This is a genomic window from Actinoallomurus soli (genome assembly GCF_024055715.1).
Lineage (GTDB): Bacteria > Actinomycetota > Actinomycetes > Streptosporangiales > Streptosporangiaceae > Actinoallomurus > Actinoallomurus soli.
Genome location: NZ_JAMXMV010000018.1, coordinates 17,119 through 31,510 on the forward strand (window position 1 = coordinate 17,119; position 14,392 = coordinate 31,510).

Annotated in this window: 14 protein-coding genes; 3 read left to right on the top strand and 11 right to left on the bottom strand. The window is 72.7% G+C overall.

Features of this window, described 5'->3' with window-relative positions:
• Nucleotides 1-71: 71 nt before the first annotated feature.
• The 5 genes from mctP to NDW01_RS32790 form a co-directional block, all read right to left on the bottom strand.
• On the bottom strand, nucleotides 72-1,691 hold the full coding sequence (mctP, locus tag NDW01_RS32770) for a monocarboxylate uptake permease MctP (protein ID WP_252828224.1): 1,620 nt from the start codon (nucleotides 1,689-1,691) through the stop codon (nucleotides 72-74).
• Nucleotides 1,692-1,695: 4 nt separating this feature from the next.
• On the bottom strand, nucleotides 1,696-1,956 hold the full coding sequence (locus NDW01_RS32775; RefSeq protein ID WP_252828225.1) for a DUF3311 domain-containing protein: 261 nt from the start codon (nucleotides 1,954-1,956) through the stop codon (nucleotides 1,696-1,698).
• Nucleotides 1,957-2,066: 110 nt separating this feature from the next.
• On the bottom strand, nucleotides 2,067-2,738 hold the full coding sequence (locus tag NDW01_RS32780) for a hypothetical protein (RefSeq protein WP_252828226.1): 672 nt from the start codon (nucleotides 2,736-2,738) through the stop codon (nucleotides 2,067-2,069).
• Nucleotides 2,735-4,105 (bottom strand): sensor histidine kinase, encoded by a 1,371-nt coding sequence (locus NDW01_RS44055; protein WP_252828227.1) that lies wholly within the window; start codon nucleotides 4,103-4,105, stop codon nucleotides 2,735-2,737. Before NDW01_RS44055 ends, NDW01_RS32780 begins: the two co-directional genes overlap by 4 nt.
• Nucleotides 4,102-4,776 carry a response regulator transcription factor gene (locus tag NDW01_RS32790; RefSeq protein WP_252828228.1) on the bottom strand — a complete coding sequence of 225 codons (675 nt, stop codon included), beginning with the start codon at nucleotides 4,774-4,776 and terminating at the stop codon, nucleotides 4,102-4,104. The genes NDW01_RS44055 and NDW01_RS32790 overlap by 4 nt, the downstream gene beginning before the upstream one ends.
• Before the next feature lie 162 nt (nucleotides 4,777-4,938).
• Here NDW01_RS32790 and NDW01_RS32795 point away from each other — a divergent pair, with 162 nt between their 5' ends.
• Nucleotides 4,939-6,966: a transglycosylase domain-containing protein gene (locus NDW01_RS32795; RefSeq protein ID WP_252828229.1), complete on the top strand. Its 2,028-nt coding sequence runs from the start codon at nucleotides 4,939-4,941 to the stop codon at nucleotides 6,964-6,966.
• Between the two features lie 4 nt (nucleotides 6,967-6,970).
• Here NDW01_RS32795 and NDW01_RS32800 read toward each other — a convergent pair whose 3' ends face one another.
• The 3 genes from NDW01_RS32800 to NDW01_RS32810 form a co-directional block, all read right to left on the bottom strand.
• Nucleotides 6,971-7,714 (bottom strand): hypothetical protein, encoded by a 744-nt coding sequence (locus tag NDW01_RS32800; RefSeq protein ID WP_252828230.1) that lies wholly within the window; start codon nucleotides 7,712-7,714, stop codon nucleotides 6,971-6,973.
• A 102-nt stretch (nucleotides 7,715-7,816) separates the two neighbouring features.
• Nucleotides 7,817-8,554 carry a dethiobiotin synthase gene (gene bioD / locus NDW01_RS32805; protein WP_252828231.1) on the bottom strand — a complete coding sequence of 246 codons (738 nt, stop codon included), beginning with the start codon at nucleotides 8,552-8,554 and terminating at the stop codon, nucleotides 7,817-7,819.
• 39 nt (nucleotides 8,555-8,593) lie between these two features.
• Nucleotides 8,594-9,532: an SDR family oxidoreductase gene (locus NDW01_RS32810; RefSeq protein ID WP_252828232.1), complete on the bottom strand. Its 939-nt coding sequence runs from the start codon at nucleotides 9,530-9,532 to the stop codon at nucleotides 8,594-8,596.
• A 114-nt stretch (nucleotides 9,533-9,646) separates the two neighbouring features.
• Between NDW01_RS32810 and NDW01_RS32815 the strand changes: the two genes are divergently transcribed.
• Nucleotides 9,647-10,249: a TetR/AcrR family transcriptional regulator gene (locus NDW01_RS32815; RefSeq protein WP_252828233.1), complete on the top strand. Its 603-nt coding sequence runs from the start codon at nucleotides 9,647-9,649 to the stop codon at nucleotides 10,247-10,249.
• A 96-nt stretch (nucleotides 10,250-10,345) separates the two neighbouring features.
• Here the strand turns inward: NDW01_RS32815 and NDW01_RS32820 are convergent, their stop codons facing one another.
• Nucleotides 10,346-11,098, bottom strand: coding sequence for a GntR family transcriptional regulator (locus NDW01_RS32820; RefSeq protein WP_252775615.1), 753 nt, complete (start codon nucleotides 11,096-11,098; stop codon nucleotides 10,346-10,348).
• 15 nt (nucleotides 11,099-11,113) lie between these two features.
• Nucleotides 11,114-12,280, bottom strand: coding sequence for an 8-amino-7-oxononanoate synthase (locus NDW01_RS32825; protein WP_252828234.1), 1,167 nt, complete (start codon nucleotides 12,278-12,280; stop codon nucleotides 11,114-11,116).
• 38 nt (nucleotides 12,281-12,318) lie between these two features.
• On the opposite strand from NDW01_RS32825, the gene NDW01_RS32830 reads away from it, so the two are divergent.
• Complete coding sequence (locus NDW01_RS32830; RefSeq protein ID WP_252828235.1) at nucleotides 12,319-13,830, top strand: histidine kinase N-terminal domain-containing protein; 1,512 nt, start codon at nucleotides 12,319-12,321, stop codon at nucleotides 13,828-13,830.
• A 124-nt stretch (nucleotides 13,831-13,954) separates the two neighbouring features.
• Here the strand turns inward: NDW01_RS32830 and NDW01_RS32835 are convergent, their stop codons facing one another.
• Nucleotides 13,955-14,209 carry a WhiB family transcriptional regulator gene (locus NDW01_RS32835; protein WP_252775620.1) on the bottom strand — a complete coding sequence of 85 codons (255 nt, stop codon included), beginning with the start codon at nucleotides 14,207-14,209 and terminating at the stop codon, nucleotides 13,955-13,957.
• Between the last annotated feature and the right edge of the window lie 183 nt (nucleotides 14,210-14,392).

Consider the following 14,392-nt stretch of genomic DNA (forward strand, 5'->3'; position numbering starts at 1 on the left):
CTTAGAACAACACAAAACCGACCATGTACCCCGTAGCCTGCGGCAGCTTCGTGAGCGGCCGCCGCAGGCGCTCAGCCGGTGGTCACTTCGGGGAGGTCGCGGACGCGCGCGTCGTCGGCGTCCGCGAGGAAGTCGGCCGGGCTGGTCTCGTCCACGCCGTCCGCGACCTTCAGCGCCCGCAGCAGGACGGTGAGCACCACCACGACCAGCATGTTGAGGACGAACGCGGTCAGCGCGATGTACCCCGTGTGGTGGATGAGGGGGATGTCGGCGATCGGCTGGCCGAAGTGCTTCTGGGTGGGCGAGGACTGCCGGTACGCCGTGACGGTCCCGTACACCATGGCCACGGCCCAGCCCGCCAGCAGCGCCCAGCGGTGGAACCACCGGGTGAACAGCCCGATCGCCAGCGACGGGAAGGTCTGCACGATCCAGATGCCGCCCAGCAGCTGCAGGTTGATCGCCAGTGACTTGTCGAAGGCCAGGACGAAGATGAGCGCGCCGACCTTCACGAGCAGGGACACGAACTGCGAGACCCGCGTCTCCTCGGCCGGGGACGCCTCCGGCCGGAAGAAGGCCTTGTAGACGTTGCGGGTGAACAGGTTCGAGGCGGCGATCGACATGATCGCCGCCGGGACGAGCGCGCCGACGCCGATCGCGGCGAAGGCGACCCCGGTGAACCAGCTGGGGAAGACGTGGTCGAACAGGGTCGGCACGGCCAGCTGCGGATTCTTCGCGGCCTTCACGGCGGCCGCCACGTCGGGCTTGGCCAGCGCCATGTAGCCGAGAAGGGCGAGGAGCCCGAGCAGCAGGGAGTACGCCGGGAGCAGCGCGGCGTTCCGCCTGATGACGTTGCGGCGGCCGGCGGCGAGCGCCCCCGTCACCGTGTGCGGGTAGATGAACAGCGCCAGCGAGGAGCCGAGGGCGAGCGTGCCGTACGCCCAGTGGTTCAGGTCGCTGGTGACGATCGATCCACCGGGTTTGTGGGTCGCCGGGTTGACCTTGGTGAGGGACGCCTGGGCGCTGTCGAAGATGTGGCCCCAGCCGCCGAGCTTCGTCGGGATGTACAGGATCGCCACGATGATCACGAGGTAGATCAGCGCGTCCTTGACGAAGGCGATCAGCGCCGGGGCCCGCAGGCCGGACGTGTAGGTGTAGGCGGCCAGGAGCGCGAACGCGATGAACAGCGGCAGGTCCCGTGCCAGGCCGGAGCCCTTGACCCCCATGACGGTGAGAACGGCCTGGATGCCGACGAGCTGGAGCGCGATGTAGGGCATCATCGCCAGGATTCCGGTGACGGCCACGGCCAGGCCCAGGCTCTTGGAGCCGAAACGCCCGCGGACGAAGTCGGCCGGTGTGACGTACCCGTGGACGTGGGACACCGACCACAGGCGGGGACCGATCAGGAAGACGATGGGGTAGGCGATCGCGGCGTACGGCAGGGACCAGAAGCCCATCGCGCCGCTGGCGAACACCGCGGCGGGCACCGCGATGAACGTGTAGGCCGTGTAGAGGTCGCCGCCGAGCAGGAACCAGGTGACGAACGTTCCGAAGCTGCGCCCGCCGAGGCCCCACTCGTCCAGGTGCAAAAGCGTCTGGCCGCGTCGCCACCGGGCGGCGGCGAACCCGACGACGGTCACCAGGAGGAGGAAGAAGACGAAGACCGCGAGCTCGACGCCGTTGACGTGGTCCATGGACTCACTCGCCCTTCTCGTCGGCCCGGTCGGGGGAGGATCCGCCGGTCCTGCGGCGGGTGAGCGCGTACGCGAGGCCGATGAAGGCCGCCGTGAGGATCACCCAGACCAGTTGCCACCAGTAGAAGAAGGGGAAGCCGGCGAGGCGGGGCTTGATCTTGGCGTAGCTCGGGACGGCGAGGTAGATGACGAAGGGCGCGATCAGGAGGACGGCGATCACGACCCGCACGAGAGGACGGGTCGGTGGTGCGGCTTTGTTCGGCATGTCGGGGCCCCTTCGGAACAAAGGTTCGCTTCCGCCACTCTGAACGCATGTGATCACGATCCGATCTCGGCCTGCGGCGTCCGGATAACGAACCGGTAACGTCCCGGCGCTCAGTCCGTCGGCTTCGCCACTGACGGAGGGCCGTTCCCGGGCGAGAGCGGCCGTCTCCGTGGAACGGCCACCGTCGGAGCGCCTGTGGGCGAGGCCCCGACCGCTCCGGAGTACGGGGAGGTGGCGGTCGGGTCCGCGGTCGGCACCCCCTCCGAGTCGATGGACCCGACCCCGGCCGGGCCGTCACCCCCCGGGCACGAGACGTTCGAAAGCTTTTCCACGAGGATCGGAATGAGATACGGGGCTCTCACGATCGGCGCGCCGGGCAGCAGGCGTGCTGTGCAGGCGATCTGCAGATATCCGTCCACCGCCTGTCGCGTCGACCGGCGCCGGGACTCGACGAAGATCGCCTGGGTGCCGATCGGGTGGATCGTGACGTCCGCCGTCAGCTCCGTGCGCAGGCCGCGTTCGCGCTCCTCCGCGCTCGGACCGGCCAGGAGGGCGTCGAACACACCCTGGGTGTCCCACGGTGGAACGGACCGCTCCACGGCCGTCAGGGCGCCGTCACGGAAGAAGTACACCTGTGCCTTGGGCAGGGAGGTGGCGGTCGCGGTCGGCGCCTCTCCAGCGCTCACCACGCCGGTCGGGCGCACTCCGCACCCCGCGAGCAGGCAGACCGCGAGCAGGCAGACCGCGGCGGTCACGGGGACCGCGCGTACGGGCCGCCTCATGCCGGGATCCGTACCGTGAAGACCGCGCCGCCGCCCGGCGCGTTGCCCGCCTCGATCCTCCCGCCGTGCAGGGCGGCGTTCGCCTGGGCGATCGACAGGCCGAGCCCGGTGCCCTTGCCCGCCGGGCGCGCGGGGTCCGCCTTGAAGAACCGGTCGAACACGTGCGGCAGCACGTCGTCCGGGATGCCGGGACCGTTGTCGATCACCCGTACCTCCAGACCCGCCCGCCCGACGACGCGGACGGGCGGGTCGCCGTGCCGCAGCGCGTTGGCCACCAGGTTGGCGATGATGACGTCGAACCGCCGAGCGTCGAGCCGTACGCGCAGGCCGGGCGGGATCTCGATGACGACCTGGTCGGCCCAGCCGCGGGTGGTCACGCACTCGCGGACGAGGGCGGCGAGCGGCACGTCGTCCAGGGTCAGGTCGGCGGTTCCGGCGTCCATCCTGCTGATCTCCAGGAGGTCCTCGACCAGGGCGCCGAGGCGCCGGGTCTGCTCGGCGACCAGGCGGGCCGCCGTGCCGGTGTCCGCGGGGAGCCGGGCGGCGTCCTCCTCCAGCAGGTCGGTGACGGCGGTCATGGCGGCGATCGGGGTGCGCAACTCGTGCGAGACGTCGGCGGCGAACCGCCGGGCGGTCGCCTCGAGGTGGCGCAGCTCACCGACGGTGTACTCCAGGGACGCGGCGCTCTCGTTGAAGATCCGCGCGACGTCGGCCAGTTCGTCCCGGCCGCGCACGTCGACGCGGGCGGTGAGCTGCCCCTTGCCGAGCGAGCGGGCGGCCCGGGCGAGGCGGCGCAGCGGCCGCAGCACGCTGCGCCCGAGCAGCGCGGCGAGGACCACCGCCAGGACGACCGTCAGCGCCCCCGCGCGCGTCAGGGCGCTCTGGATGCGGTTCAGGTCGGCGTTCTCCTTGGCGAGGGACGCGAACACGGCGACGGTGAGCGGCAGCGGCCCCCCGTCGCGGCCCTGCACGCGCGTGGCGGTGACGAGCCAGGGCGTCCCGTGGATGACGACCCGCTGGAAGTACAGCCCCTGGGCGGCGCGGGAGGTCAGGCCGGCGGGCACGTCGCGCAGGCCGAACTGCCCGGTGGCGACCACCGCGGTCCCGTCGGTCACGACCACGTACCGGTCGGGGCGCACCAGCGCGGTCGCCACGTCCCGCAGTGTCCGCTCCGGCACCGGGGCGGTCAGGTCGCCGGGCACGGTGTGGGCGAGCGTCTCGCGCGTGTCGATGAGGACGGCGTCCTGCGCCCGCTGCAGGATGGCCCGGCGGACGAGGACGTACCCGATGCCGGCGACGAGCGCGGTGGAGGTGAGGCAGGCGGCGACGAACGCGATGAACAGGCGCCCGCGCAGTCCGCTGATCACGGTGCCGTGAACCGGTAGCCGAAACCGCGGACCGTCTGGATCAGCGTGGGCGCGGCCGCGTCCGTCTCGATCTTGGCTCGCAACCGTTGCACGCAGGCGTCCACGAGGCGCGAGTCGCCGGCGTAGCCGTGGTCCCACACCTCCCGCAGCAGGTGGCCGCGGGTCAGCGCCTGCCCGGGATGGCGGGTCAGCTCCAGGAGCAGCCGCAGCTCGGTCGGGGTGAGGTGGACGTCCGCCCCGGCCTTCGTGACGCGCAGCGCCGCCCGGTCGATGACCAGGTCGCCGAAGCTGGACCGGCTCATCGGGGTCTTCTCCGCGCGCCGCAGGACGGCGCGGATCCGCGCGTCCAGCACGGCCGGCTCGACGGGCTTGACCACGTAGTCGTCCGCGCCCGCCTCCAGGCCGACGACCACGTCCAGGCTCTCACCGCGCGCGGTCAGCAGGATGATCGGGATCTCGTCGGACTTGCGGAGCCGGCGGCAGACCTCCACGCCGTCCAGGCCGGGCAGCATGACGTCCAGCACGACGATCTCCGGGCGGCGCGCCCGCGCGTACTCGAGGCCCTCCTCGCCCGTCGTCCGTGCGGTGACCGAGTGCCCCTGACGGGTGAGGGCGAGCTCCAGACCCGTACGGACCGACGGATCGTCCTCCACCAGCAAGATCGCGACCATCGGCCCATTATCGAGCGGCGGGCCCGGCGGCGGGCTTCTGTCACCGAATCCAGACATTTTCCGGGAAGCGTGACCGCATCCCGACAGCTTGATGACGCTTCCTGACCATGGTTGATCTACATGGCGGGACGGCGCAGACGCGAGCGGAGACGATGGACGCGGATGGCGGTACGCGGCCTCGGGGGCCTCGTACCCCGCAAGGGCCGCAGGCTGCGGCTGGTCCGGCGGGCGGGCTATGTGCTCGGCGGCCTCGTCGTGGTCCTCGGAATCTGCCTCTGGGTGGTCTACACGCAGGTCAAGGTGCCGCCGGTCAGCGCCGCCGCGCGGGCGGAGGCGAGCATCCTGTACTACCGGGACGGCACCCCGATCGCCCAGATCGGACGGCTCAACCGCGTCGCGGTGCCGCTGCGGGAGATCCCGGCGCACCTGCGCGGCGCGGTCCTCGCCGCCGAGGACCGTAACTTCTACGGCGAACCCGTCGTCTCGCCCACCGGCCTGACCCGCGCGGTCTGGGCCGCGCTGTCCGGCGGGCCGCGCCAGGGCGGGTCCGGCATCGCCCAGCAGTACGTCAAGGTCGCCTACCTGAGTCCCCGCCAGACGCTGGACCGCAAGGTCAAGGAGCTGTTCATCGCGGTGAAGCTGAACCGCGCCCGGTCCAAGGACTGGATCTTCGAGCAGTACCTCAACACCGTCTACTTCGGCCGCGGGGCGTACGGGGTGCAGGCGGCCGCGCAGGCGTACTTCCGCAAGGACGTCGGCGCGCTCACCCCGGCCGAGAGCGCACTGCTGGCCGGGGTGATCCAGGCGCCGTCGTACCTCGATCCCGCGCTCGGGCACACCGCGCGGACGCAGGCCCGCTGGCGGTACGTCATCGACGGGATGATGAGCACCGGAGTGCTGCCGAAGGGGCCACGGCCGGCCTTCCCGAAGGTCGCCCCGGCGCACACCGACCCGCTGTACGGCGGGCAGCGCGGCTACCTGATCGAGCGCATCACCGGCGAACTGCACCGGCGGGGCTTCGACGACGACGCGATCTACCGGCGCGGCCTGCGGGTGACCACCACCCTCGACCGCGCGACGCAGGAGGAGGCGCCGCGCGCGGTGGCCGAGGCGGTCGGCGGGGACAAGGACATCGAGACCGGTCTCGTCTCCGTACGGCCGGGCACCGGTGAGATCCTCGCGGCGTACGGCGGACGGGACTATCTCAAGCACCAGTACGACAACGCGTTCCTCGCCGACCTGCCCGCGGGTTCCTCCTTCCACCCGTTCGTCCTGGCCACGGCGTTGCAGGACGGCATCGGCCTGCGCAGCGTCGTGGACGGATCACCCCTGAAGGACGTCCGCAACGACGACGACGACAACACCGGCGCGACGGACCTGCTCAGGGCCACGGCGGCCTCGTACAACACGGTGTTCGCCCGGCTGGGGGCGAAGACGGGCGCCTCCGCCGCCGGCCGCGTCGGCCTCCCGAGCCGGCCCGTGCCGCCGCGGGTCCACGCCGTCGACCAGGCCGCGGCGTACGCCGCCCTGGCCGACGGCCGGTACGCCGACCCGCACATCATCGCCCGCGTCACGGACTCGTCCGGGAAGACGCTGCTGACCGTACGGCCGCACGTCCGGCGGGCGCTGTCCTCGTCCGTGGCGGCGGACGTCACCTTCGCCCTCGCGCTCGGGGCGAAGCCGGGCGGCGCGCGACCCGTGCTCGACCGCCCGACGGCCGGCCAGATCGGCACCACGGACGCCAACGCCGCCGCCTGGTACTGCGGCTACACGCCGAGCGTGGCCACCGCCGTCGTCACCTACCGCGCCAGCAACCGGCCGCTGATCAACCACGGTGACGCGCCCCTGCGCGAGACCACCGGTACGCCGGCCGCCATCTGGAAGGCCGTCACGGCCACCGCCGTCGCCGACCGGCCCGTCGAGGACTTCCCGCCGCCCGCCTGGGTCGGCAAACCCCAGCGGTTCGCGACGCCCACGCCGAGCCCCACCCCGCCGGCGTCCCCGCCTGCCACGCCGGCGTTCCCGCCCACCACGCCGACGTACGTGCCACCGGAGAAGCGGGCGTCGCGGATGCCGTCACCGAAGAAGACCGCCTCCGGGACGCCGACGATCGACCGCTCGGACCTGGCCAAGGAGAAGGGGGCCCGGGCGAGCCGCTCCCCGAAGGCCGATCCGCAGGCCACACCCTGACCGGTCAGGCGAGGGCCGAGCAGTCCGCCTCGTCGGGCAGCAGCGGCCGGAGCATCACCCGGTAGGACCGGCCGTGTTCCGTCCAGTCGCTCCACCGGCCGGCCGGCGCCTTCCGCGCCTCGGCACCGGTGAGGACGGTGCAGGTCCGCGTGCCCACCCGTGTCCCCGAGCCGAGCGGCACGGCGAACGGCCACCGCGGCGCTCCGGTCGCGGACCCGGGCAGCGCCAGCGCCGCGACCTTGGCCGGGCGGTACGGGTGCGGCGCGGCGGCGAGGTCGCCGCGCGCCCAGGCCGACGGATTCAGCAGGGCGAGCAACGCCGCCGCCCTGCCGTCGCTCACCGGCTCGACGAGCCGGGTCGTACGCGGCCGCCCGTCGACGACGAAGGTGATGACCGCGTACATGGCGTCGGCCATGTACGGGCTCTCCACGGTCCGCGGCGTCGCGAGCCCGGCGTCCCGAGCCGCCGACACGATGCGCCGCACGGCCCGTGGCGTCAGCCGGTACTCGGTCAGCGCGCCGGACGCCCCGGCGACGACGCGCCCGTCGCGGTACAGGGAGAAGTCCGGCAGGCTCCCCGGGCCGCCCAGCCCGGCGATGCCCCCGCTGGTGCTCGTCCGCAGCACCAGCGCGGTGCCGGACGGCACGGACGCCGACGGCGGCGCCGGCGTGGGATCGAGCCCGGCCTCCGAACGTCCGGAACAGCCCGCCGCCACCAGTGCGGCGGCCACCACGACCATGGCCTTCATAGAAGATCGCTCCTCAGTGCGTGGCGCGTCCCCGGAACTCAGACGTGCTCCGAGGCCGCGCGGTTCCCTGGCAGGTCGGGGGGAGCGGGTCGTACGGGGGGATCAGGGGATGAGGTCCCAGCTGCGGGCGCGGGCGGCGCACTCCGCGCGGAAGGCCGCGGCGTCGAAGACACCGCCGAGATGCGGGGCCAGTCCGTCGCGGGCGGACAGCAGGAACTCCGGCCCGGACAGCGCCCCGGACCGATCGGGCAGCGCCCCGGACAGCGGACGGGCGGCGATCGTCTCCAGGTCCCGGACGTTGCACAGGTCGTCGAGGCCGGGCCGGCGCGGCCAGGCCCCGATGACGACCCCGGCGAGTTCGAGCCCGTGGTTCGCCATGGCCTCCAGCGTCAGCGCCGTGTGGTTCAGCGTGCCCAGGCCCGGCCGCACGGCGACCAGCACGGGCGCCCGCAGGGAGTGCGCGAGGTCGGCCAGCGTGGCGCCGTCCTCGTCGTAGCGCACCAGCAGCCCGCCGGCCCCTTCGACGATCACCAGGTCACGGTCGAGCGCCTGGATCCGCTCGGCGGCCGTGCGGAGATCGAGCGGCGGGAGCCCGGCCCTCCGGGCGGCCGCCGCCGGTGAGAGCGCGTCGGTGTAGCGCGCGAACTCGTGCAGGTCGCCGACGCCCGCGAGCCGCCGCACCTCGTCCAGATCCCCGGCCTGGTCCGGGCGCGCCCCGGTCTGCGCGGGTTTGACCACCGCGACCGACGCGCCACGCGCCCGTGCCAACGCCGCGAGGGCCGCCGTGACGACCGTCTTCCCGACCCCGGTATCCGTCCCGCTGACCACGAGCACACTCATTCGAGTGAGCGTAATGAGAGAAGACGCCGAACGAGAGCCTCAGCGCCGAGGATTTCCGTGCCGATGGCGACTCTGATCCTCGGCATAGACGTTCTCCTCCAGGATGCCCGGGATCAGGCCGGGGCCCGCGGGGGTCCAGCCGAGCAGGTCGCGGGTGCTCTGGCTCGAGGTGGGAGCGTCGAGGCCGATGAAGGCGGCCAGATAACCGAAATGCTCCGCGGCGTCTTCGGGCGCGATGGGTGCGGCCGGAACGCCGAGCCGGCGGGCGATGGCCGCGGCGATGTCCCGGAGGGCGATGCCCTCCTCGGCCACGGCGTGCAGACGGGACCCCGCGGGCGCGGATTCGAGCGCGCGGCGGTAGAGGCGGCCGACGTCGCGTGTGCCCGCGGCGGGCCATCGGTTGGCACCGTCGCCGGTGTACCCGGACACTCCTGTGGCCTGCGCGATGGCGATGAGGCCGGAGGCGAAGCCGTAGCGGCCGCGGCTGTGCACCGTCGGCGGCAGACGGACGACCGAGGTCCGTACTCCCTGCTCGGCGAGGGCGATCAGCCGGTTCTCCGCGTCGATCCGCGGTCCCCCGGGCCACACGTCGTCCTCGGTGATCCTCGCGCGGGAACCGGCGAGCGCCAATCCGAGCAGGCCGTTCGTGCCGACGAAGGGCTTCCCCGTGCCCTGCAGGGCGGCCCCCATCGTCTCGATCGCGCGCAGGTCGGCGGTGGCCGCGCCGCCCAGGTCCCCGGCGCGCATCTCGTCGTGCTTGAACGCGAGGTGGACGACGCCGTCGGAGTCGTGGACCGCGGCGGTCAGACGGTCGAGGTCGTCGAGGTCGCCCCGGTGGACGTCGGCGCCGAGCGACCGCACGACGGCCGCCGACCGCTCCGAGCGGGCCAGCCCGACGACGCTGTGACCGGCCGACACCAGTTCGGGGATGACCGCCGAGGCGATGTGCCCTGAGGCGCCGGTGACGAATACCCGCATTGCCGAACCTCCTTCGAGGCCGCGCCGAGGTACCGAGTCGGCACGGTGACTGCACTTGGTGCAGTCAGTCTATCCATGTCGACTGCACTTGGTGCAATCGGTACGCTCGCAGGCATGCCGAGATGGGAACCGGACGCCGTCGGCCGCCTGCAGGCCGCCGCTCTCGACCTCTTCGCGGAACAGGGCTTCGAGCGCACCACGATCGAGGAGATCAGCAGACGGGCGGGGCTCAGCAAGCGCTCGTTCTTCAATCACTTCGGCGACAAGCGCGAGGTCCTCTTCGGCCCGGTCTCCGAGATGCAGCGGGAGACCGTCACCCGCGAGATCGCCGCGTGCCCCGGGACCCTGCCGCCGCTCGAAGCCGTCGTCCGCGGCCTGCAGGCCGCCGCCGACGCGGTGTTCGAGGCACGCCGCGACGCGGCGGCGCGCCGCCGCGACATCGTCGAGGCCAATCCCGAACTGCGGGAACGCGAGCTCCGCAAGCAGGCCGCGCTCACCGACGCCATCGCCGCCGCGCTCCGCGCGCGAGGCGTCGACCCCGACACGGCCCTTCTCTCCGCGCACGCCGGCATGGTGGTGCACCGGACCGCGATGCGGCGATGGACGCGATCGACCGACGGCCGGTCCCTGCGGGATCACCTCTCCGACGCGCTGAACGCACTGCGCGCGACCGCCGCCCAGACGGCCGGTCAGGGGGACGCCGACGAGGCATCGTGACGGGGGAGGCGTCCCGCCCCGATCTCGGAGTCCGCGCAGGGGCGCGGCAGGCCCCCGATCACTTCACGGACGGGGCTGCCGGGTCGCAGGAATCCGTCAGGGAGTCTGGCCCTGGCGGCGGAGGCGGGTGATGAACTTGTAGCGGTCGCCGCGGTAGAAGGACTGGGCCCACTCGACGGGATGGCCGTCGACGTCGAAGGCGTGCCGGGACAGCAGGAGGAGCGGCAGGCCGACGTCGACGCCCAGGAGCTGGGCGTCGTCGGGGGTGGCCAGCACGGTCTCGATCGTCTCCTCCGCCTCGGCGAGGTGCACGTCGTACGCGGTGGCGAGGGTCTCGTACAGCGAACCGTGGCGCGGCAGCTCCTTGCGGAGGCCGGGGAAGCGGCGGGCGGGCAGCAGGGACGTGTCGATCGACATCGGCTCACCGTCGGCGAGGCGGAGCCGGTGGATGCGCAGGGCGCGGCCGCCGGGCCGGATGCCGAGCAGGCCGGCGACCCGCTCGTCCGCGGTGACGTAGTCGATGTCGAGGATGCGGGTCTCCGGCTCGAGGCCGTGGTGGCGCATGTCCTCGGTGTAGCTGACGAGCTGCAGCTCCTGGGCGACCTTCGGCTTGGCGACGAACGTGCCCTTGCCCTGGATCCGCTGCAGGCGTCCTTCGATCACCAGCTCGGCGAGGGCCTGCCGTACGGTCGTACGGGAGGTGCCGTACTTCTCCGCGAGCGTGCGTTCGGGCGGGAGAGGGCTTCCCGGCGTCAGCGCCTCGGTCAGCTCGATGAGGCGCTTCTTCAGCCGGTAGTACTTCGGGATCCGTGGCTCGATCCCGAGCTCCGGTGCCTGCTCAGCCGTCACGCGCACTCCTTACGTTCACCGCCGCGTCGCTCCGGCGTTAGGAGCAGGGTACGGTCTGGTCCGCTTCTTGACATTAGCCAGTACTCGCGTGACGGCTGTGAGATCCGCCTCGCCGAGATCGGCGCGGGCGGTGAGCCGCAGGCAGGCGCGCCCCACCGGAACGGAGGGTGGCCGGAAGCAGCCGACCCGGACACCGTCGTCCGCGCACAGCTCCGCCGCGCGCACGGCCTCGTTCGGGTCCCCGATGATCACTGGGACCACGGCGGCGGCCGGGGACGTCGTCTCCAGCCCGAGCTCACGGGCGACTCCGGCCAGGTGGAGGGCACGAGCCCGGGCCCGCTCCGGCAGATCCGGCTCGGCGACCAGCACGTCGAGCGCGGCGAGGGCCGCGCCCGCGCACGCGGGCGCCAGCCCGGTGTCGAAGACGAACGAACGCGCCGTGTCGATCAGCGTCTCGATCACCTCGGGCGCGCCGAGGACCGCACCGCCCTGCGCGCCGAGCGACTTGGACAGGGTGGCGGTGAGGACGACGTCGGGCTCGCCGGCGATCCCGGCGGCGTACGCCGCGCCCCGGCCGCCCGGTCCGACGACGCCGAGCGCGTGCGCCTCGTCGATCAGGAGAATCGCGCCGTGGCGCCGGACGACCCGGTGCAGCTCACGGAGCGGGGCCAGGTCGCCGTCCACCGAGAACACCGCGTCGGTCGCGACGACCGCGTCCGCCGAGCCGGTCAGGGCGGCGTCCACGGCCGCGACGTCCCCGTGCGGCGTGACGGTGACCGCCGCGCGGGACAGCCGGCACCCGTCGATCAGTGAGGCGTGGTTGCCCTGGTCGGAGACGATCAGCCGGGGCCGCAGCGCGGTGAGGGCCCCCAGGTTGGCCAGGTAGCCGGAGGAGAACACCAGGGCGGACGGCATGCCGGTGAACTCCGCCAGCCGGTGCTCCAGCTCGGCGTGCAGCTCCGTCGTCCCGGTGACGAGGCGCGACCCGGTGGAGCCGGTCCCCCACTTGCGTACGGCCTCGATCGCCCCCTCGGCCAGCCGGGCGTCGCGGGCCAGGCCGAGATAGTCGTTGGAGGCCAGGTCGAGGAGCGACGGGACGGGCGGACGTGGGCGCAGCGTCCGGTGCAGGCCGGCGGCCGTGCGCTCGCGGGTCGCGGCGGTCAACCGCTGAAGTGGGTCCACCCGGAAATCATTCCAGCCCCGCCTGCGATTATGCAGACGTGCCCACGTTGACCGACCTCACCAGGCAGCACACCGATCTGGACGCGGCGGACCTGGAATGGATCCACGCCCTGGTGTCGGACTGGCAGCTGCTCGCCGACCTGTCGTTCGCGGACCTGGTGCTCTGGGTCCCGCTGACCGGCCGCCGCTCCCGCGGGGGCGGCGGCCCCGGTGCCGTCGACGGCTGGGTGGCCGTCGCCCAGATCCGGCCCACGACCGGCCCCACCGCCTACACCGACGACCTCGTCGGCATGGTCGTCGAGCCCGGCGGGCGCGGCCTCATCGACGTCGCCTGGACGGAGGAGCGCATCTGCCGGGAGGGGGACCCGGAGTGGGGGAGCGGCATCCCGGTGCGGGAGGAGGCGATTCCCGTACGCCGGGACGGCCGGATCCTCGGCATCATCCAGCGGAGCACGAACCTCAGCTCGGCGCGTACGCCCAGCCACCTGGAGCTGACGTACCTGCAGAGCGCCAGCGACCTGGCGAAGATGATCGACGAGGGGCGGTTCCCGTTCCGTGAGGTGGAGCCGAACCTCGCCCGGTCCCCGCGGGTCGGCGACGGCCTGATCCGGGTGGACCGGGACGGGCGGGTGCTCTACGCGAGTCCCAACGCGCAGTCGGCGTACCGCAGGCTGGGGCTGGCCACCGACCTGGTCGGGACGCTGCTGGGGGACACCACCGCCCGGCTCATCAACACCGCGGTGGACGACTCGCTGGCGGTGGTCGCCGGCGGCCGCGCCCCGAGCGAGACCGAGATCGAGTCGAACGGCGCGATCGTGCAGCTGCGGGCCATTCCGCTGATCGTCGACGGGGAACGTACAGGGGCGCTCGTGCTGCTGCGGGACGTCACCGAGCTGCGCTGGCGCGACCGGGCGCTGATGAGCAAGGACGCCACGATCCGGGAGATCCACCACCGGGTGAAGAACAACCTGCAGACCGTCGCGGCGCTCCTGCGCCTGCAGGCCCGGCGGCTGCGGGTTCCGGAGGGACGGGCCGCCCTGGAGGAGGCCGTGCGCCGGGTCGGCTCGATCGCGATCGTCCATGAGACGCTCTCGCACACGCCGGAGGAGCTGGTCGACTTCGACGACATCGCCGACCGGGTCATGGCCATGGCCGGGGAGGTCTCGGCGCCGGAGACCCGGGTGCGGCCGAAGAGGGTGGGGAGTTTCGGGGTGCTGCCCGCGGTGATCGCCACCCCGGTCGCCATGGTCCTCGCCGAACTGCTGCAGAACGCCCTCGAACACGGCCTGGCGAACCGCGCCGGAACCCTCGAGGTGGTGGTGACGCGTGGCGACGAGCGGCTGAAGGTGCTGGTCGCCGACAACGGGAGCGGGCTGCCCGACGACTTCGACGTCGACTCGACCGCGAGCCTGGGCCTGCAGATCGTCCGCACGCTGATCGTGGGGGAGCTGGGCGGGGTCATCGACCTGCGGCCGCGTCAGGGCGGGGGCACGGAGGTGGTCCTGGACATCCCCCTGGACCAGGGGCCGCGTACGGCTCCGCCCCCCTGAGCCCCGCGGGGCCCGGGAAACACGAACGCCCGTGACCTGGGGTCACGGGCGTCGATCCGGCGCGATGTCGATGGACCGATCTGCGAGCCACGATGCGGCGGACGTCGTTTCTCAGGGTGGTCTCTCAGACGTGGGCGCGAGCGCGGGCGCGGGCGTTGCGGCGCTTCAGGGCGCGGCGCTCGTCTTCGCTCATCGCGCCCCAGACCCCGGCGTCCTGGCCGGAGGTCAGTGCCCAGTTCAGGCAGGCGTCGGTCACCGGGCAGCGGCGGCATACCTGCTTGGCCTCTTCGATCTGTACCAGCGCGGGGCCGGTGTTCCCGATCGGGAAGAACAGCTCGGGGTCCTCGTCACGGCAGGCAGCGCGGTGGCGCCAGTCCATGCGGTCCACTCCTTCGTAGCGCGTGAAGTGTCGACTCCACTTGTGAACGGTTTCACGATGTCGCGAACAGTCCAAGGACCATGGGTAAGGTCCGGGAAGTGTTCATGGCGGTCTCGACCAGGGGTGATACCCGATGCCGCGCGCCACTTAGAGATTCCCAGGGCCTCAGAGAGGGCGCAAGAG

Excerpts from the sequence above, each read along its gene's own strand:
- mctP (WP_252828224.1), bottom strand. The coding sequence starts at position 1,691 with ATGGACCACGTCAACGGCGTCGAGCTCGCGGTCTTCGTCTTCTTCCTC.
- NDW01_RS32775 (WP_252828225.1), bottom strand. The coding sequence starts at position 1,956 with ATGCCGAACAAAGCCGCACCACCGACCCGTCCTCTCGTGCGGGTCGTG.
- NDW01_RS32780 (WP_252828226.1), bottom strand. The coding sequence starts at position 2,738 with ATGAGGCGGCCCGTACGCGCGGTCCCCGTGACCGCCGCGGTCTGCCTG.
- NDW01_RS32790 (WP_252828228.1), bottom strand. The coding sequence starts at position 4,776 with ATGGTCGCGATCTTGCTGGTGGAGGACGATCCGTCGGTCCGTACGGGT.
- NDW01_RS32795 (WP_252828229.1), top strand. The coding sequence starts at position 4,939 with ATGGCGGTACGCGGCCTCGGGGGCCTCGTACCCCGCAAGGGCCGCAGG.
- NDW01_RS32800 (WP_252828230.1), bottom strand. The coding sequence starts at position 7,714 with ATGAAGGCCATGGTCGTGGTGGCCGCCGCACTGGTGGCGGCGGGCTGT.
- bioD (WP_252828231.1), bottom strand. The coding sequence starts at position 8,554 with ATGAGTGTGCTCGTGGTCAGCGGGACGGATACCGGGGTCGGGAAGACG.
- NDW01_RS32810 (WP_252828232.1), bottom strand. The coding sequence starts at position 9,532 with ATGCGGGTATTCGTCACCGGCGCCTCAGGGCACATCGCCTCGGCGGTC.
- NDW01_RS32815 (WP_252828233.1), top strand. The coding sequence starts at position 9,647 with ATGCCGAGATGGGAACCGGACGCCGTCGGCCGCCTGCAGGCCGCCGCT.
- NDW01_RS32835 (WP_252775620.1), bottom strand. The coding sequence starts at position 14,209 with ATGGACTGGCGCCACCGCGCTGCCTGCCGTGACGAGGACCCCGAGCTG.